General features: G+C 38.0%; 16 protein-coding genes. 2 read left to right on the plus strand and 14 right to left on the minus strand.

Annotated elements, in window-relative coordinates; genetic code table 11:
* Nucleotides 1–69: 69 nt before the first annotated feature.
* The 3 genes from ftsX to ftsY all read right to left on the minus strand — a co-directional run bounded on the left by ftsX (nt 70) and on the right by ftsY (nt 3,106).
* The gene (ftsX, locus tag BTO11_RS01395) at nt 70–1,056 is read right to left on the minus strand and encodes a permease-like cell division protein FtsX (protein ID WP_181135813.1); all 987 of its coding nucleotides are present in this window, start codon (nt 1,054–1,056) and stop codon (nt 70–72) included.
* The gene (gene ftsE, locus BTO11_RS01400; protein ID WP_105050904.1) at nt 1,053–1,760 is read right to left on the minus strand and encodes a cell division ATP-binding protein FtsE; all 708 of its coding nucleotides are present in this window, start codon (nt 1,758–1,760) and stop codon (nt 1,053–1,055) included. The genes ftsX and ftsE overlap by 4 nt, the downstream gene beginning before the upstream one ends.
* A 155-nt stretch (nt 1,761–1,915) precedes the next feature.
* Nucleotides 1,916–3,106 carry a signal recognition particle-docking protein FtsY gene (gene ftsY, locus BTO11_RS01405; protein WP_105050905.1) on the minus strand — a complete coding sequence of 397 codons (1,191 nt, stop codon included), beginning with the start codon at nt 3,104–3,106 and terminating at the stop codon, nt 1,916–1,918.
* Between the two features lie 194 nt (nt 3,107–3,300).
* Between ftsY and rsmD the strand changes: the two genes are divergently transcribed.
* Complete coding sequence (rsmD, locus tag BTO11_RS01410; protein WP_229793381.1) at nt 3,301–3,924, plus strand: 16S rRNA (guanine(966)-N(2))-methyltransferase RsmD; 624 nt, start codon at nt 3,301–3,303, stop codon at nt 3,922–3,924.
* 121 nt (nt 3,925–4,045) lie between these two features.
* Here the strand turns inward: rsmD and BTO11_RS01415 are convergent, their stop codons facing one another.
* From BTO11_RS01415 to BTO11_RS01425, 3 genes are all read right to left on the minus strand, one after another.
* A complete protein-coding gene (locus tag BTO11_RS01415) occupies nt 4,046–7,876 on the minus strand; it encodes a putative bifunctional diguanylate cyclase/phosphodiesterase (protein ID WP_105050907.1) in 3,831 nt (1,276 codons plus the stop codon).
* A gap of 87 nt (nt 7,877–7,963) precedes the next feature.
* Complete coding sequence (gene trmL, locus BTO11_RS01420; RefSeq protein ID WP_105050908.1) at nt 7,964–8,428, minus strand: tRNA (uridine(34)/cytosine(34)/5-carboxymethylaminomethyluridine(34)-2'-O)-methyltransferase TrmL; 465 nt, start codon at nt 8,426–8,428, stop codon at nt 7,964–7,966.
* A gap of 74 nt (nt 8,429–8,502) precedes the next feature.
* Complete coding sequence (locus BTO11_RS01425; RefSeq protein WP_105050909.1) at nt 8,503–9,579, minus strand: alpha/beta fold hydrolase; 1,077 nt, start codon at nt 9,577–9,579, stop codon at nt 8,503–8,505.
* A gap of 294 nt (nt 9,580–9,873) precedes the next feature.
* Between BTO11_RS01425 and BTO11_RS01430 the strand changes: the two genes are divergently transcribed.
* The gene (locus BTO11_RS01430) at nt 9,874–11,154 is read left to right on the plus strand and encodes a DUF5610 domain-containing protein (RefSeq protein ID WP_105050910.1); all 1,281 of its coding nucleotides are present in this window, start codon (nt 9,874–9,876) and stop codon (nt 11,152–11,154) included.
* 143 nt (nt 11,155–11,297) lie between these two features.
* Here BTO11_RS01430 and BTO11_RS01435 read toward each other — a convergent pair whose 3' ends face one another.
* Genes BTO11_RS01435 through BTO11_RS01470 form a run of 8 tightly spaced genes read right to left on the minus strand, consistent with a single transcriptional unit; the run spans nt 11,298 to nt 18,846 of the window.
* A complete protein-coding gene (locus BTO11_RS01435; RefSeq protein WP_105050911.1) occupies nt 11,298–12,188 on the minus strand; it encodes a cobalamin-binding protein in 891 nt (296 codons plus the stop codon).
* A gap of 52 nt (nt 12,189–12,240) precedes the next feature.
* Nucleotides 12,241–12,900, minus strand: a complete 660-nt coding sequence (gene cobO, locus BTO11_RS01440; protein WP_105050912.1) for a cob(I)yrinic acid a,c-diamide adenosyltransferase — start codon at nt 12,898–12,900, stop codon at nt 12,241–12,243.
* On the minus strand, nt 12,897–14,417 hold the full coding sequence (locus tag BTO11_RS01445) for a cobyric acid synthase (RefSeq protein WP_105050913.1): 1,521 nt from the start codon (nt 14,415–14,417) through the stop codon (nt 12,897–12,899). The genes cobO and BTO11_RS01445 overlap by 4 nt, the downstream gene beginning before the upstream one ends.
* A complete protein-coding gene (gene cobU, locus BTO11_RS01450; RefSeq protein ID WP_105050914.1) occupies nt 14,417–15,046 on the minus strand; it encodes a bifunctional adenosylcobinamide kinase/adenosylcobinamide-phosphate guanylyltransferase in 630 nt (209 codons plus the stop codon). Before cobU ends, BTO11_RS01445 begins: the two co-directional genes overlap by 1 nt.
* A gap of 11 nt (nt 15,047–15,057) precedes the next feature.
* On the minus strand, nt 15,058–15,870 hold the full coding sequence (locus BTO11_RS01455; RefSeq protein ID WP_105050915.1) for an adenosylcobinamide-GDP ribazoletransferase: 813 nt from the start codon (nt 15,868–15,870) through the stop codon (nt 15,058–15,060).
* Complete coding sequence (gene cobT, locus BTO11_RS01460) at nt 15,870–16,931, minus strand: nicotinate-nucleotide--dimethylbenzimidazole phosphoribosyltransferase (protein WP_105050916.1); 1,062 nt, start codon at nt 16,929–16,931, stop codon at nt 15,870–15,872. Before cobT ends, BTO11_RS01455 begins: the two co-directional genes overlap by 1 nt.
* A gap of 20 nt (nt 16,932–16,951) precedes the next feature.
* On the minus strand, nt 16,952–17,953 hold the full coding sequence (locus BTO11_RS01465) for a FecCD family ABC transporter permease (protein WP_105050917.1): 1,002 nt from the start codon (nt 17,951–17,953) through the stop codon (nt 16,952–16,954).
* Complete coding sequence (locus BTO11_RS01470) at nt 17,953–18,846, minus strand: ABC transporter ATP-binding protein (RefSeq protein ID WP_105050918.1); 894 nt, start codon at nt 18,844–18,846, stop codon at nt 17,953–17,955. Before BTO11_RS01470 ends, BTO11_RS01465 begins: the two co-directional genes overlap by 1 nt.
* Nucleotides 18,847–18,943: the final 97 nt, after the last annotated feature.

The following is an 18,943-nucleotide window of genomic DNA, read 5'->3' on the forward strand; positions in this document are numbered from 1 at the left end:
AATAACAAATAAAAAGTAAAATTAGCCCATAGTTACAACACAGCGGATATAACTATGGGGTTGTGCTTATTAATCTAAGTCAGGCTCTATTTCTTTAATATGACGATGCACAGACCAAAATGCACCAATGAAGCCTAAGCCAGAAGCTATTAACATTAAAGCTCCAAACTCACTAAATGTTAAGCCCTCAATATGAAAGTCAGCCATATATAAACCAGATATTTCACCAATAGCGGACTGCATCCACCAAATGACAAAGGTAACAATTAAAAAGGCGACAAGACCGCCCATTAAACCATACCAAATACCTGTATAAACAAACGGGCGTTGAATAAAGCTTTCTGTTGCGCCAACCAATTTCATCACCTCTATTTCTTCTTTACGAGAAATAATGGAGAGTCGAATAGTATTACCTATAATAAGCACCACTGAAATCATTAATAACAAAGCCACTGTGATAACCGCTTCTTCTAGCATACTGACAATTGCATTTAATCGGGCCAGCCAGTCAATATCTAATTTACCAAAGTCGATTTCCCGCTCTTTTTCTAACTTAGCTAATAAGGCTTTCGCCGGATCAGCTTGCTTATGATATTTGGTCGGAGTGACGATAAAGGATGCGGGTAAAGGATTAGACTCTAAATAATCTAGCGCTTCGCCAAATCCTGACAAAGACTTAAATTCGGTAACCGCATCGTCTTTACTGATATATCTTAATTCGTCAATTTCATCGTAACTACGAAGCCGACGTATTGCACTTGAGATTTGTTGCTCAGATAAACCATCGTTTAAAAATAAACTTATCTCTGAAGCGCTATCCCACTCTAGATTTATCGACTGCACGTTTTTAACAATAATATGCAAGGTAGCAGGTAACGTTAAACTTAACCCCATTACACCTATCGTCATTGCGGATGCAAGTGGTGTGCGCCAAATCTCACCAATACTAGTAATAATTTGACGTAAATTATGGATCCAAAAATAGATGAATTTTTGTAAAGGATTGACTGATTTTGCATTAGCGCCTGATGAGTCTTTAGAAAATAGAATACTCATAGAAACATACCACCTGTAGATGATTTTTCATCATCAACAGCCAAACCATCATTTATCATACGACCGTCTTTTAAGGTCAAACTACGGTTTTTCATTCTAGCGATTAGGCCTAAATCATGGGTCGCGATTAATACCGATACACCCACATCATTAAATTGCTGAAATACGTTAATGATCTCTTTTGATAACTCAGGATCCAAGTTGCCCGTTGGCTCATCCGCTAATAACAAAGGTGGTTTGTTGACAACCGCTCTAGCAATACCAACTCGTTGTTGTTCTCCACCAGAAAGGTATTTAGGCAGTAACCTGACTTTACTCAACAGCCCAACTTTATCTAGTGCAGCATGTACTCGTTTGGTTATTTCACCTTGAGTGTAAGTCCCTTCTATAACCAAAGGCAAAGCAACGTTATCAAATACACTGTGCTCTTGAAGCAAACGATGGCTTTGAAAGATCATGCCTATATCTCGACGCGCAAAAGGTACTTGCTTGGCAGATATTTGATTTAGATTTTTACCATTGATGAATACATTACCGATAGAAGGTCTTTCTATCATGCTGATCAATTTTAATAGTGTACTTTTCCCTGCGCCTGAATGCCCTGTTAAAAAAGCCATCTCACCTTTTTCTAGGTGAAACGAGACTCTCTCTAGAGCCCGAAAGCCACCAGGATAAGTTTTACTTACCTGCTCAAACTTGATCATTAACGCGTTCCAAATTAAAAATGGTATTGATGTTATTTTGATAGATTAACTCATGCAGCTAATAGAGAAAAGCCAGATGTTAAATTTCTGGCTTTTGCATGGAATAATCTTACGATGTTTTTATATCTTCACCTGATATTACTGGTACTTAGTGGTTATTCAGAAAACAAAGCATCGATAAATGCTCCATGCTCAAATACCCGTAAATCTTCAACGCCTTCGCCCACGCCAATATAGCGAATAGGAATACCAAACTGTTCCGCAAGTGCGAATATAACGCCACCTTTGGCTGTGCCATCTAACTTAGTTATCGACAACCCAGTCAAGCCCACAGCTTGATTGAAAATCTTAGTTTGGCTAATGGCATTTTGACCCGTGGTGGCATCAATCGTTAGCATAATCTCGTGTGGTACCGCAGGGTCAAACTTTTTAAGAACACGAACTATCTTTTCTAGCTCTTGCATTAAGTTATCTTTATTTTGTAAACGCCCTGCGGTGTCAGCTATTAATACATCGACTTTTCTGGCTTTTGCCGCTTGGTAAGCATCAAAAATAACCGATGCGCTGTCAGCACCAGTATGTTGGGCGATAACTGGAACTTGGTTACGCTCGCCCCATACCTGTAATTGTTCAACAGCTGCCGCTCTGAACGTATCACCAGCGGCTAACATGACGGTTTTACCTTGCTGTTGAAATTGCTTGGCCATCTTACCAATGGTTGTTGTTTTACCAACCCCATTAACGCCAACCATTAAGATAACAAAAGGTCCGTCATCTGCTTTTGCTACTAAAGGTTGATCTGACTTTTTCAGAATGTCACTCATTTCAGACTTTAGCAGTCCGTAAAGTGCATCTGCATTTTTTAGGTCTTTTCTGTCCGCATGTTCAGTTAATCTATCAATTAACTTCACCGTTGTATCCATGCCAACGTCGGCCATTAATAACTGGGTTTCAAGTTCTTCATATAAATCGTCATCAATTTCTTTGTCTTTAAACAAAGAAATAAAGCCGCCTCCTATTTGTTGGCGAGTTCTTGATAATCCATTTTTTAGGCGTTTAAAAAAACTAGCTTTTTCAGCGTCTGCCGTTTCAGGTGTTTCTGTTTCTGTTTCTGTTTCTGTTTCTGTTTCTGTTTCTGTTTCTGTTTCTGTTTCTGTTTCTGTTTCTGTTTCTGTTTCTGTAGGCGAGGTTATTTCATCAGCCTCATCTAACAAGACATTTGATGATGCTAGTTCTGATGTACTAACTTCCGACTCTTGTGAAATTAAATTCTCAGATTCAGTAGTGGGAGCACTTTCTGATTTATCTTTTTTTAACCACGAAAATAAACCTGACTTCTTTGACATGAAATAAACCTTTAAAAGACGTAAATTGCACGGGATAATACGCAAATTGATATTGGCCGTATGTTAACCTAATTTTCGTGATTAATTAACCGTTGAACGATCAAATATATCGAGCAAGTTAAGATCCTATCTAACCGTAATTTATCTGTTATTTAGTAAATATGTTAAACCTAGCCGTTATAAAGGGCGTTATTGTGAAATTATCATCTAAGTCTCAAAGCAAAAGTAAATCAACCAACAAGTCGAGTTCCCAGTTGGGTGAGATACGTATAATCGGTGGTCAATGGCGCGGGCGAAAACTAAAAGTGCAAGACAAGGAAGGATTGAGACCAACCACTGACAGATTAAAAGAGACTGTTTTTAATTGGTTAATGATGGATGTGCGCCAAGCAAATGTTTTAGATTGCTTTGCAGGTGCAGGCTCGCTTGGTTTTGAAGCTGCTTCTCGTGGTGCAAATTCAGTAATTTGTGTTGAAAAAAACAAAGTGGCTGCCAATCAATTAAAAGCCAATGCGCAGTTATTAAAAGCAGGTGATCAACTAAATGTTATTCAAGCTGACTTTTTTACCGCAATAAAAACCTTTAACACACCATTTGATTTAGTGTTTATCGACCCACCATTTCATAAAGATATGGTGCAAACATGCATGCAAGCTTTACTAGATAATCACCTTATTGTGTCCGGTAGCTTAATCTATTTAGAGCAAGAATTGAGTAGTGGTTATCAATTAATGGACTCTGATTTTTCTGAGCTGTTTAGTCTTAAAAAAGAAAAAATTGCAGGGCAAGTGAGTGCCCAATTATTCGAGATGATTTAATACAAATAGCCATAATTTAAAATGTTAAATCATGGCTATTGTTATAGCGGTAACAAAGGCGCAAGGTTTTCATTTGAACTTATCGTTTAATCAGTTCTTTATGCAGCTCTTATTTAGTCATTTATTCAAAGTCGGGAAGTTGATTAACCCCGACTTCCAAAAACGCGTTTACATCATCAGGCATCATAGCTTGGCTAATAATATACCCTTGGATTTCATTACACCCCATTCCCAATAAGATATTAACTTGCTCGGCCGTTTCTACACCCTCGCCAATCACCGAAATATTTAAGTGCTCTGCTAATTGCACCAAAACACTGGTAATATTTTTATCTTGCTCTGACGTTTCAATGTCCATGATAAAGCTACGGTCGATTTTCAGTCGATCAATTGGGAATTGCTTAATGTAACTTAACGAACTGTGGCTAGTGCCAAAGTCATCCAGGGCGATGGTAAAGCCTGCGCTTCGTAAGTCTTGTAAATTCTCTAAGCCTCTAGTCAGGTCTGTCATCATAGCGGTTTCTGTTATTTCTAACTCTAGATATTCGGCTGAGATATTTTCTTCTAATACAATGTCTTTTAAGTTTTGACAGAAATCAATTTGCTGGAAGTTTAATGCCGACACATTAACGGCCACCTTACCAAAGGATAACTCTTGTTTTTGCCATACTTTAATCTGTTGGCATACCTGTTTAAATACCCAAGTATCTAACTTACGGATCAAGCCATTTTCTTCTGCTAATCTGATAAATTGATCTGGCGCCACTAAACCACGAGTTGGATTATTCCAGCGAATTAAGGCTTCAAATCCTGAGACTTGTTTCTCTTTCAATTTATATTTAGGTTGATAATAGACAACAAATTGGTCGTTATCTAATGCACCTATCAGTTCACTTTCTAATGACAATAATTCAGTACCGGCTGCATCAACGGTTTGGCGGTAAATATGGCAATTATTTTTACCACTGCGTTTGACCATACTTAATGCCGTATCAGCACAACGCATTAACACTTCTGCTGTTTTGCCATTTTCAGGGGAAATTGAAACACCTAAGCTCGCAGTAATATTTACTTCTGTTGCGCCGAGTAAAAATGGGGTTTGCAATGCCGTTTTTAGACTCTCAGCAACACGTTTAATATAAGAGCGTGGCTCACTACTTAATAATACGTTGGGGATCAATAGAGCAAACTCATCACCGCCAAGTCGAGCTAAAGCAACACCTTTATCTAAACTATTACTTAAGCGTTCACCAACTTGTTTAATTAGTGCATCGCCTTGTAAATGGCTTAAGCTTTCATTCACTTTTCTAAAGTTATCTAAGTCTATAAACACAACAGCAAAATGCGGATTTAACGGACTTGATGTGTTAATTGCATTGTTTACGTATTCAATAAATAAGGTTCTATTTGGCAATTGCGTTATTGAATCTCGAGTAGCTAAATGACGTAAGTCTTGTTCGCTTTTCTTACGTATAGTGACATCTGAAAAAACGCCTACAAAGGTTACATCGGTTTTCGACGACAGTTTGTTTTCAGTCTCAACTCGTGTAACGGATAAGTCGAAAGAAACTGGCGTTCCATTTTTCTGTCTACTCCAAACCTCACCAGACCAAAAACCAGATTTAGTTACTTCTTGCCATATTAGAGTTTCAACTTCATGGTTACGCCCTTGCTCCGTCATTAACGGGAAACTTTTACCCGCTATATCTTTAAGCTCATAACCGGTAATTTCTTTAAATGCGCCATTAACGCTTTTTATTTCGCGGTCTTTATTGGCAACCCAAACACCATCTTTGGTCGACTCTAACAATGACGTAATAAACGCTTGTTGTTTCACCGCATTAAACGCAACTTTTACACCACTAAAACGGGCATATAAAAACACAGCTAGGGCAATTAATAGAAAAATAACGCCATAAACGATCAACCACTTTGTTTGTAATGCGCTGTACGGTAATACATAGCTAAATATCTGGGTTGGTTCCCAATCTTGACCTTCTAGGCGCGCTTGTACTTCTAGTTGATTACGGCCTTGTCGTAAGTTCTTTAACGTAAGTAGTTGATTTAACGTATCTATATTTGACCACTTACTATCATCTGTGTACTTAAAGCGAACAAATACATTCTCTGATGGATGCTGCTTAGTTAAATTAAATAACAGCTTGAGTTCCTGCTCACTATCCGATAACTCTACGTTATCCGCCACCGTATTTAACGCTAAGGTATTCGTTCTATTGGTGTACTTCTGCATCCAAAAACGATTAGGTTTATCTGACGTTAACTCTTGTTCTGTGGTTAATCGCATCCAACCTTTTTGGCTTAACAGCTCAATTTGTTTATCGCTGCTGGTTAGTGCATCTAAAATTTTATTATTAGGAGTAAAATACAACATAGAAGTTAACGATTTTTTATCCATTTGAGCTACTTTATTAGGATAAACCACCCAAATTTTCTGCTTTGTTGCCTTTAATACTTTGATAACTGGCGCTTGGGTATTTAATAAATCCAAACGTGTGGATGTGAATTTTAAAGTGGCTAAGTCTAATTGATGTAATCCTCGATTTGTCGCTAGCCATACGGTTCGTCCATCTAACAAGTACTCACTTACTTTATAATCAGGCAAGCATGTTGTGCCGCATAATTCTTTGGATTGAATTTGAGTTTGTTTACCTACGGCAGAGATAGAGACAACCTGACCTGACTGAACAATTAATAAATTATTGTCCGTATGAGGAAGTACTAAGTCATGATTTGAAATAGGCAGTTCTAAAGATAACAACAAAGTTTGTTTTTCATAACTCCAGATCTGTTTTGGACTAACAAACCAAATATGACGATTGGTTTCTATAAGCTGAGTTACATTTTTAATATGAGGAAAGTTAACTTTGTATTGCCAAACTAATGTCTCGTTCACCATTTTTTGCTGGTATAAACGATTCCCTTTTAAAGCATAAGTGCCACTAATACTGATTAAATCAAAGGTATATTGAGTAGAGTTGGCCTTAGAAGGTTTAAATATATCAGCGTTAAATGGTTGATTCCAAATAACTTGAACGCCGAATGAATCGACTACCCATAAGTTGTTATTGTCATCAAAGAACAAATCATTTATTTTTTTAGGTAAGGCCAACGAATAGCTTTCTGATTGTATTGAATACAATTGATCACGTCTTTTAGCATAAACAGCACCATTAAAAGAGATGAGTTCCGTGACAGCATTGAGTTCGTTGAGTCTTTTTTTACTCACATCTTTAGTTGTATAAAAGTTAAATGGATTGGCAACTTGCACATTGCCCTTTTGAGTCAGGTATAACAAATTGCCTTGATACTCGACAACTTGTTTTAACTTGTTAGAAATATTAGCGGTTAGCCAAGTTTTTTCTTCCGTGGAATATAAGTCTAATTGATTAACTTCTAAAATTAATACCCCTTGTGGGATAACCAATAACTCTTTAAATTTAGCAGGGAGTTCAAAAAACGGTTTAACGGTTGGGGAGCTTTGGTCAGCTTCAGGCTTATTTAATTGGTATACATTTTTATTGGTTTGAATTAACAAAGAACTTTCGTAACTGACTAAATCTACAATCTCATGATCTTTGATTTGCCATACTGAGGTAATTGGTAACGCACTATCAAGTATAGAGACCTGGTATATCTGAGTACTTGTAGCTACGTACAAATAATCATCAATTATATTGCCGCTTAATACATCGTTGCTGAAGTCAAACGTTCTAAATGAAACAAATTTTCCATCGCGAAATAAACTAATGCTTTGTTCCGACAAAAGCCAAATCTGACTATTATCATCTTGGATAAATTTAACACTTTGTTCTAATGCATGTTCACTAGCTAATTGAACTGTGAAAATATCAGTATATTGTTTACTGCTTGCGCCAAAACTTAAAGTAGAAATAAGTAGGCAACACGCCAATTTTAATACTGAAATTTTCATTCTTGTCTCACTGCAATTTTTAAATTTAAAAAGGACTAACTGTATCTATCATTTATTTGAGAGATTGCCAAGTAAAGTGAGCAATAACTAACATGCTCCAGCGAAGTCTAATTGTCGCCATGACTCAAATACGAAAACCGCAACAGCGTTCGATAAGTTCATGCTACGACTATCCGGTTGCATAGGAATGCGTAACCAATTCTCTTTTGGCATGCTATTTAGCACGTCATCAGGTAAGCCTCGAGTTTCAGGCCCGAAGACCAAACTATCGCCGGCTTGATATTTAACTTGAGAGTGAAAATTTGAGCCTTTTGTGGTGCAGCTAAACAGTCTAGATTCTGGATGTTTGTCAACATACGCTTGAAAGTTTGGATAACGTTTCACTTTTGCAAACTCATGATAATCTAAACCTGCACGTCTAACCTTTTTTTCATCTAAATCAAAACCTAGCGGCTCAATTAAGTGTAAATTGAAACCTGTGTTGGCACATAAGCGAACTATATTACCTGTATTTGGCGGGATCTCTGGCTCGTATAAAACTATATTTAACATACACTCTCTTAATTTTCATTACGTCATACTGCAAACCCCATGTATTTATTGAGGTAAGCAATAACGTCTTCTATTTACTTACTGGATAAAAAGGTAAATATTTTATCTAGTACTTCGCTGCGTTGTTTATCTGGTGCAATAAACAATTCGTGCTTTGCATCATCAATAATAATTGGCGCATCGTTCACACAAGGATTGCCTAATTTTGCTAATTCAGTACAAAATTCATTTTGCGCCATATTATCAACAACTTCATCGTCTTTCGCCTGAAATACCATTACAGGTAATTTTACTAAGTTTAGTTGTTCAAATGCTATATCGATTGCATCGACAGATTCTTTAATCCAACTAAAGGTAACACTGCCCAATTGTAGCTCTGGAGTAGCCGCATAAACCGATCTAAAATAATCATATCGCGTTTTACTACTGGTTAACTGATTCTCTTCAAACGGTGTAGGATTGTAATCTTCTCCACCAAAAAAATAAGGACTTTGATCCATTGTTAATTGGGTTGTCCAATTTACAACACTAAAAATACTTTTAGCAATCCATTGAGGTAGCCCGCCCGAATTTAATCCCCACATAGGCGAGGAGAACACCGCTTTGGTAAATTGATTTGGATATTGCTCTATATATCTTAAACCTATAGCGCCACCCATAGAGTGACTAGCAAGCACTAACTCACCATCGTATTTAGATTTTACAACTTCTTCAATAAACTGATGAAAGTCGACAACGTAATCGTTAAAGTTTTCAACATAGCCTTTATATTTATTATCTAAACGACGGCTAGATAAGCCCTGTCCTTGATGATCAAGAATAAATACCGAATAGCCTTGCTGAGTAAAGTCGTATAATAGTTCTTGGTATTTTGCATAACCTTCCACTCTACCTGGTGAAAATACCACGGCTTTTTCTGCGCCGGGAACTAATACATATGCATAATGAATATCGAGTTTTTGTTTATTAACAAAGTGACCTTTTATAACCTCATTATCCCAAAACGGTAATAACGTTTCAGACACAAATGCCGAAAAGGTAGACTCTCGTTCAACTAATTCTGGTGATACATAATGGTATTCTTTACTTTCTGCCGACACTGGAACACTTACTCCAAAACTTAATAACAACACAAGATACATATACTTCATCGTAGGTCTCCATGTCTATTCAGACACTAACAAAACAACTCTATTAAATTTGTAAACTTAGAAAAATAACAATTAAAGTTTATACTCGCTTAATAACCAAGCTCATAATAGTACTTATTCTTAAAAGTAAACAGCCAAAATCTAAAGTTTATAATAGATTCAATTACTTATCATACTTAGCTATTATGTATCTTATATGAAAGTATGGTAAGTTGAATTACTTTACAAAAAACGCTCAAGAAACATACAATTCAGCCGCTAAAGAACTGGGTAGTTATATAAAGGTAGAAAGTCATGATTCAGTTAAATTCAGATTTAACGCGTGGCCTTGATCTGTTCTCGTCTAGACAACGAGATACATTACAACAAAAGAATGAACAAATTTCATTTAATCGTGTTGAATCATCGTCCGTGTCATTAACGCAAAGTAACAAAGAAAGTTTCACATTTTTTTATCGCTCAACTCATCAGAGTGTGGGGCAAAGCATTGGCAGTGAACAAAGCCCAATGCAAAAACAAATGGCCGAAGCTGAACTAGATCGCCAAGATCAACGTGCCGACACAGCGGCCAACAATGTCTTAAAATTTATTGAGCAAAGACTGCAACAAGATATGCAAGATGGAGCAACTCCAGAGGAGTTAGCTAGTCGCATTGAAGCAGGCTTGGAAGGGTTTGAGCTTGGCTATGAACAAGCAAACGATACATTAGGCCAGCTTAGTTTGTTGAATCCTGAACTTGAGGGTGAAATTTCATTAACCAAGTCCAAGTTCTTAGAAGGTATCGAGCAATTAAAGCAAACCTATTTAGGTACGACGCCTGAGAATACAGATGCAGTAAAAGAGCCTGTCACTGAAACCTCTAATGACACATCATTAACGCGTTCAGTAACCAACACTCAAAACTTCCTGCAAGGCAGCTCTTATGCTCAAGCGCAAGAATTTAGTTTTGATTTAGTTACCGCTGATGGCGACAAAGTAACAATATACACGAGTAGTTTGATGGCACAACAAAGTGAGTCAGGCTTTAGTTCATCATCACAAGATGGCAATTTAGTTGAAATGGCTTATCAATCTTACGGTGAAATGAGAGAAAGCGAATTTAGACTCTCTGTTGACGGTGACCTAGACGAAGATGAACTGAAAGCTATCAATGATTTATTGAATAATGTGAATGATTTAGCCAAAGACTTTTATAGTGGCGATCTTGAAACTGCATTTAATAAAGCGGTAAAAATGGAGTATGACGCGGATGAAATTAGTGAATTCTCGATTTCATTAACGCAAATTCAAAACTTTACCGCTTATAAAGCATATCAAACTGATACTCCGATCAGCAATACGAATGCATTTAATGAATTGAAGCCTTTGGCTGACTTCACTAATGATTTGAAAAATACATTAGCAACACTGCAAACCTTGTTTGATCATCCAAGAGATTTATTCTCTGAAATTAGTAAGCAAATTAACGAATTACAAAAGCCTCAAGACTATCCAGTAAACCAGGTCGACTTCTTCGACTTTGCTGATAGCTTAATGAGTAAATTGTCAGAGCTTTCTAATATAGAAGCAGAATAAGCTTAAGCTAGATAAAATCTAGTTAGTATTCTTGTACCATCTAAACCTAAACCTTTAGGTGGTACAAATCATTCCAACATACAATCTATTGCGTCCTATCAACCACTCTCTATTCCCGATTAAAAGTTGGATGACTTAGTAATTTAATAACTCGCTATTGTTTGCCTAGACTTATCTATTTTCCCACACATGTCTTCTAAACCAATCAACATACGGCTACTAAAGCGGTGAACTAAGTCCGCATCAATTTCTACAAATTGATTATGTTTTACTGCGGGGATCATTTGCCATTGTTGCCAGTTAATTTTAGGTTGCGGTGTTTTTGAATTTTCTTGCGGCATGATTATCAAGTCAGGTTTTGCTACCACGACGTTCTCAATACTCAAATGTGGGTAGTTTGTGCTGTTATCTGCAAATACATTTGTTGCCCCACAAGTTTCTAATAACTGATGTATCCAAGTATTTTTATTGACTGACATTAACGGCTCTGACCATAATTGGTAAAACACAGAAATAGCTGGCTTGTCTTGATAGGTTTGGCGTAATTTTAATAATGTTTCTGAAAACTCTAGCGCTAGTTGCTCTGCCTTTTCCTCATGCCCAGTCAATTTACCAAAACGTCTTAGTTCATCGGCAACGCCATCAACATTTTTAGCTTCACTGTATATGACTTTTAAACCTAAACTTTTTAGTTTCTCTATATCTTCGACTTTATTACCACTGCGCCAAGAAATAACAAGGTCTGGACGCATTTGTAATATTTTCTCGATTTGCATGCCATGATGCCCACCAATGCGTGGGATATCTAATGCTGATTTTGGAAAGTCCGCATAATTCACAGTTCCGACAATTTGCTCTCCTGCACCAATAGCAAATAAAGATTCAACAATATGCGGTGACAAAGCGATAATACGCTGTGCTGGCGCGGCCTCTGATTTCTCTGCAGTGGTTGCCACTTTCACCGCTAATTCAGTGGCTGCAACTTTAGTGGCTAAAGCAAAAACACAGGATAAGACTATTAAACGTTTGGACATATCTGAACTCACTTATATCAATACTATTTCGATTTCTACAGATGACAATAGATTAATAATCAAAGCCTTTTTGCGCTTTAACGCCAGCTTCAAACGCATGTTTAACATTTCTTACTTCACTTACTGTATCAGCAAGTTCAGTTAACTCACGATGCGCTGCACGTCCTGTAATGATCACTGACTGCATAGGTGGTCTATTTTTTATCGCCGTTAATATATCTTCTACTTCGATATAACCGTATTTCACCATGTAAGTAAGTTCGTCCAATAGAACTAAGTCGATAGACTCGTCTTCTAAGTACTTTTTACCCAACTGCCATGTTGCTTGCGCTGCTTGAGTGTCAGACTCACGATTTTGAGTTTCCCAAGTAAAACCAGTTTCCATATGAGTAAATGGTACGCCTACTTTTTCTAATAAGTTACGCTCGCCACACTCCCATCCACCCTTTATAAACTGAACAACTGCCGCTTTTTTACCATGCCCTACACAACGAGCAACCGTGCCAAAGCCAGAGGTAGACTTACCTTTGCCGTTACCTGTAATAACTTGGAATACGCCTTGTTCCGTTTGCGCTGCTGCTATTCTCTCATCGACTGCGGCTTTCAATTTCTTTTGGCGCGCTACGTGTTTTTGTTCTTTCTCTGATAGTTGAGAGTCTGATAATTGAGAGTCTGTTGCTTCAGAATTGGTTGGTTTTGTATCTTCGCTCATGCTGTTATTCCTAAAATTTGTTTAATTTTTTCAATATCTAAATGTGTGGTTAACGTATTTGCTAATTGGTTTAACTGACGTTCTCTGTGTGCATCCAAGTCAAAACCTTGGTTAATATTATGCTTGGGATCTATCCAGTCAAAAATAGCCTTGTTCATTTCTGGGCTATCAAACAAACCATGAATATAAGTCCCCATAATTTGGTTATCTACAGATATAAATCCGTCATTTTTTATATCAGAGCTGTTTATATCAGAGCTTTTTATATAAGAGCTCTTAACATCACTGTTTGTCTTTATTTTAAATGCAGGGACTTTAAGTGCCTCACCTGAACTTTCACCACAGTGAATTTCATAACCTTTAAAGTTAGCCGCATCGGCTGAAAAACAAGACTGACCTTGAATTTGTTTTAACTGCTTATTTTCGGTTAACTCGGTAGAAAATTCAGCAAAGCCTAAACCATCAATCGACAACTGATTAGATTCTATCCCTTGTGGATCATTGATAGTTTGACCTAGCATCTGAAAGCCGCCACAAACGCCCAACAACTTACCACCATAACGTAAATGGCGATTGATTTTAGCCAACCATCCATTTTGTTTTAAATGAGTTAAATCACCAATTACATTTTTACTACCGGGTAAAATCATAAGGTCACAAGCTGGTAATTCATCAAAAATTTTAACGTATTGTAAATCCACATTTGGATGTAAACGTAACGCATCAAAGTCTGTGTGATTACTAATATGAGGCAAAGTGATCACCACAATAGTGAGCTGTACTTGGGTTTGCACATTGGCAATACTTACGGCATCTTCTGCATCCAATGCTAAGTCGTGTAAATAAGGTAAAACGCCTAACACAGGAACCTTGGTCTTTTGTTCTAACCAGTCCAAACCAGATTGCAGTAAAGCAATGTCTCCACGAAACCGATTGATCACAAAGCCCTTCACTCGCTTTTGTTCCGACTCCGACAATAACGCTAAGGTACCAACTAAATGAGCAAACACACCACCTTTGTCGATATCCGCAATAATAATAACTGGGCAGTCGACTCTTTCGGCGTATCCCATATTAGCAATATCGTTTTCACGTAAGTTAATTTCTGCTGGACTACCGGCACCTTCAACCACCAAAATATCAAACTCTTTGGCTAAACGTTGATGTGAAACTAACACAGCGTCCATCGCGACTTTTTTATAATCGTGGTAACGCGTCGCTTCCATATTTGAAATGGCTTTACCGTGCACAATAACTTGCGCACCAGTATCAGAATTTGGTTTCAACAGTATTGGATTAAAATCAATTCGACTTGGCACTCTTGCGGCAACTGCTTGAAGCGCTTGTGCTCGACCAATCTCGCCACCATCTTCGGTTACGGCGCTGTTTAATGCCATATTTTGTGGTTTAAATGGAGCGACTTTATATTTTAAATCTGAAAATACTCGGCATAATCCAGCAACTAATGTGCTTTTACCCGCATCTGACGTAGTGCCTTGCACCATTAACACTTTCATTATTTCGTTGCACCTAATTGCACTGCACTTGATTTACAGGCACTTGAATTAGTCATATCTATTTGCTTTAACGTCAAAGGCAATCCCGCCATGACAAACTCAACTCTATGGGCGATTTTAGCAATTTCTTGATGTAGCCATCCTGACTCGTCTACAAAGGATCTAGATAACTCACCAAGTGGCACAATGCCATGGCCTACTTCGTTACTTACTAGGATCACTTGGCATTTTGCTTCCGCTGCTTTTTGTAAAACCACGAGCAAGTTTTGTTTTTGAGCTTGCCACTGATCACTTTGTTTTGAACATAGCCAATTGCTTACCCATAAAGTTAAACAATCCACCAGCACACAAGTATCTGTATTCATGGCGTGTTCTATTGCTTGAGCTAAATTTAATGGTTCTTCGGTTAACAACCAATGTGTAGGTCGGTCATATTGATGTTGCGTAATACGGGCATCCATTTCAGCATCATTATTTTCTGCCGTGGCAATGTAATGAACCTGTAACCCAGACTCTTGAGCTAAACCTTCGGCTAAACGGCTTTTACCTGAGCGTGCGCCCCCTAACACAAATTGAATGATAGCTCCGTTATCAGTACTTATATTGGTATTAGCATCCAAACGATTCATCTAACCCACTCCTATACTTGAAAAGGTAATATTGAAAATATAAAAAGGTAAGTCGTCAATTCAAAAATTTGTTGAGCCGCACCTAAAACATCTCCTGTGTAGCCACCAATTTGTTTTTTGGTAAAGGTGATGAATAAAAAACGTATCAGCCAAACCAAAGTGAAAAAACCAAGTCCATAAAAAACGTTAATATCGATAAACGAAACCAAAACCAATGACACCAATATAAGACTTAATAATAGCGGTACAACACTAGAGACAGCTAATGACTTAGCCACAGGTTTAGTTTTAGACTCATTTTCCAACTGAACATAATCTAGCGATGGAATAATACTCACCGCTAACACACGACTTACCACATGAGCAAACAGCAATGAGATAACGGCAGTAGTAGCACTAAATTCAGCCAACATTAATAGACCCTGATACTTAAGCAGTAATGACATGCACAAAGCAGATGCGCCATAAGTACCAAGTCGGCTGTCTTTCATTATTGTGAGCTTTTGTACCACAGACCATCCACCACCAAAACCATCGGCCGTATCTGCTAGCCCATCTTCGTGGAATGCTCCTGTGAGCATTAAACCAAATACCATACTAATAAGGACAGCAATAGGTAATGGAAGAAATAACGTCACCAGGTAGAACACACCTGCGCATAAACTCCCGACTAACAGACCAACAAACCCAAAGTAACCCGTGGCTTTATTTAATAAATCGTCATTAACATCTTGTTTAATAAGCAAAGGAAGTCTTGTTAAAAACACTATGGCTAGTTTTAATAACAAAAATTGCTGTTGTAATTTTAGCTTTAGTTGCGCCATTATTCTTTTTCACTCACCACGTTTTCAACATTGGCTTGGGTAAAGCTCGCCATATCATTATAAAATGCCAAGGCCGATTGCATTAACGGTAAAGTTAACGCAGCTCCAGTGCCTTCACCTAAACGTAACTCCAACTGCAATAAAGGTTTAGCATTAAACCATTGCAACATTTTCTCGTGCCCTTGCTCTCCAGAGCAATGAGCAAAAATAAAGTAATCTTGCACATTTGGTTGAATTAATTTAGCAATCATCGCTGCTGCGGTACAAATAAAGCCGTCCACTACAATTGGAATATTTAACTCAGCTGCCGCTAACATAGCACCACATATTTGTACTATTTCAAAACCACCGTAGGCGGCAAGTATTTCAAGAGCTTGATTACTAGGTACTTGATGAAAGTCTAACGCTTGCTGAATAAGTTGCTGTTTTTTAATAAATGTCGCTTGGTCTATACCTGTGCCTTTACCAACACTTTCAACCGCGGGGATATTCATAACCGCGCTCATAATCGCTGAGGCTGAACTTGTATTACCAATTCCCATTTCACCAAAGGCAATTAAGTCACATCCATTTTTGTGCTTCTCTTCAACTAATTTTTTAGCTAATGAGAAACCGAGCTTTACATCGGCTAACGACATAGCTGACTCTAAATGAAATGCTTTTGTACCAGCCCCCAGTCTTTGATTGCAAATAGCGTCATTGTCAGTTGCGGTTAAGATCCCAGCATCAATAACGTCTAGCTGCCAACCAAGTTGACGACTAAATACATTAATAGCCGCACCTCCTGATGCAAAGTTTGCCACCATTTGACCGGTAACTGCACTTGGTGCAATTGAAACGCCGTACTCTGCAATGCCATGATCGCCAGCAAAAACCAACATATGTGGATGGCTTATTGTTGGATTGGTTACCAAGACACCATTAGATTGGCTTTTAACGTTAACTAACTGTTTAGCTAAATCTTCCAACTGACCTAATGCACCTAATGGTTTCGTTTTACTATTAATAATTGTAAGAATGTCAGATTCAAACTGAGCCGATAATGGAGAAACACTAAACATATTTTTTATAAACCTTAGAATTAAATAACCGACTCATGTTTACGAACATAAAGTAAGGTTAAAAAGAACAAGCTGCCTACCGCTGCGGTAATAATGCCAATGGGTAATTCTTGATTATCCAAAATGACACGAGACGCTATGTCGACCCATAACATAAAGACACCACCGACCAATGCGGTAATAATTAAACTTAACCGCCCTCCTTGACCGATAAAAAATCTGACAATGTGCGGGATCATCAAACCAACAAAACCAATTCCGCCACATAGGGCGACAATGCTTGCAGTTAAAATAGAGCTCAGTAACAGCATAGTGATTCGTAACCGATTTACATTTACGCCTAATGTAACCGCACCTTCATCTCCTAATAAAACCGCGTTTAATTGCCTTTGTTTGGCGAGCATTAAACCTAAACAACTAACAACCACTAAACATGGAAGCCAGAGTAAGTCCCACTGGGCACGAGAGAAACTGCCTAACGTCCAAAATAAAATCGCTGAGACGGCTTGGGGATCGCTCCAATACAGCATCAGGCTAGTAAAAGAGCTAAACAAGAAAGATAAGGCAACACCGGCTAACAACATAGACTCAACTTGTTGGTGTCGGTTAAAACCAGCAATCAGTAGTAACAAGCCAATTGCTAATAAGCTGCCAAGAAAAGCAGCAAAAGATAAATAAAAGCCAAACCCTACACCTGTAAGTGTCATTACAATCACGACACCAAAAGAAGCGCCAGATGAAATACCAAATAGATAAGGGTCGGCTAATGGATTACGAGTAATGGTTTGCAAGATAAGGCCAGCCATCGCTAAACCGCAACCGGCGACAAAAGCTAAAATACTGCGGGGCATTCTGAGTTGCCAAATAATACTATGGGCAACAGTACCTGCTTCATCGACATTGCCGAACAGACTTAATAGCACCTGATTAAAAGTTAAATCTGCAGCGCCAATAGTTAGTGCGCTGATAAAGCTCACAACAAGTACGGATAATACTAAACTGAGTAACCATGACGATTTCATTATTCATCGTCCTTAGTATGTTCTGCTGGTTCTATATTGTTAGTATCGTGATCACTGCTGTTATCATTATCGCTGTTATAGCCATAAAAATAAGTAACATGAGGGGATTGATGTTGAGGATGCGCCGAAACCATAGAGCATACGTCAAATACATCGGTCAGCGTCGTTTCTGTTATTACGTTCTCTGGTGTGCCAGAAGTGTGTAAACGCCCTTGCTTTAAAATTAGCAGTTGATCGCAAAGTGCGCTGGCTAAATTAATATCATGAAAAGACGCGATTACCGTTATGCCTAATGACTTTGCCAATTCCATAATTTGTATTTGATATTTTACGTCTAAATGACTTGTTGGTTCATCCATCAACAATAATTGAGGACGTTGAACTATTGCTCTGGCGATCATCACTCTTTGTTTTTCACCACCAGATAAGGTTTCAAAATCACGTCCTGTTTTGTCGCTTAACCCAACTTGTGCAATAGCGGTCTTTATTAAATTTAAGTCTGCTTGGCTATTGTTACTAAACATAGATTTGTGCGGAATAAGCCCTAGCGCGACGACATCAAATACCGACAAGTCAAAATGCTGAGGCGTATGTTGTAAAACAACCGCAACCTTTCGAGCAAATGCATAATTGGATAAGGAACTTATATCTTGTCCATTAAGTAGAACTTGACCACTTTCTGGTGTTAGATAACGATATAAACAACGTAATAATGTCGACTTTCCAGCACCGTTAGGGCCTAACATTCCGGTAAAACTTCCCAACGGAACTTGGAAACTAATATCAGATAAGATCTTATTGCTGCTAGTACTCCAGCTTAAATTACTGACTTTGAGTATTGGATGGTCGACATCTTGTTTTAATGACACTAATGGCTCGCTGACGATTTGCATTTTTTTTTGCGGTATACGTAAGCAAACACCAACGACAAGGAATTTACTTGAAGGTGATTGAAATGCCCAGTTCGAGTATGCCCGCTCGTTTTGGTAT

This window comes from Psychrosphaera saromensis, assembly GCF_002954545.1.
In the GTDB taxonomy this organism is placed as follows: Bacteria; Pseudomonadota; Gammaproteobacteria; order Enterobacterales; family Alteromonadaceae; genus Psychrosphaera; species Psychrosphaera saromensis.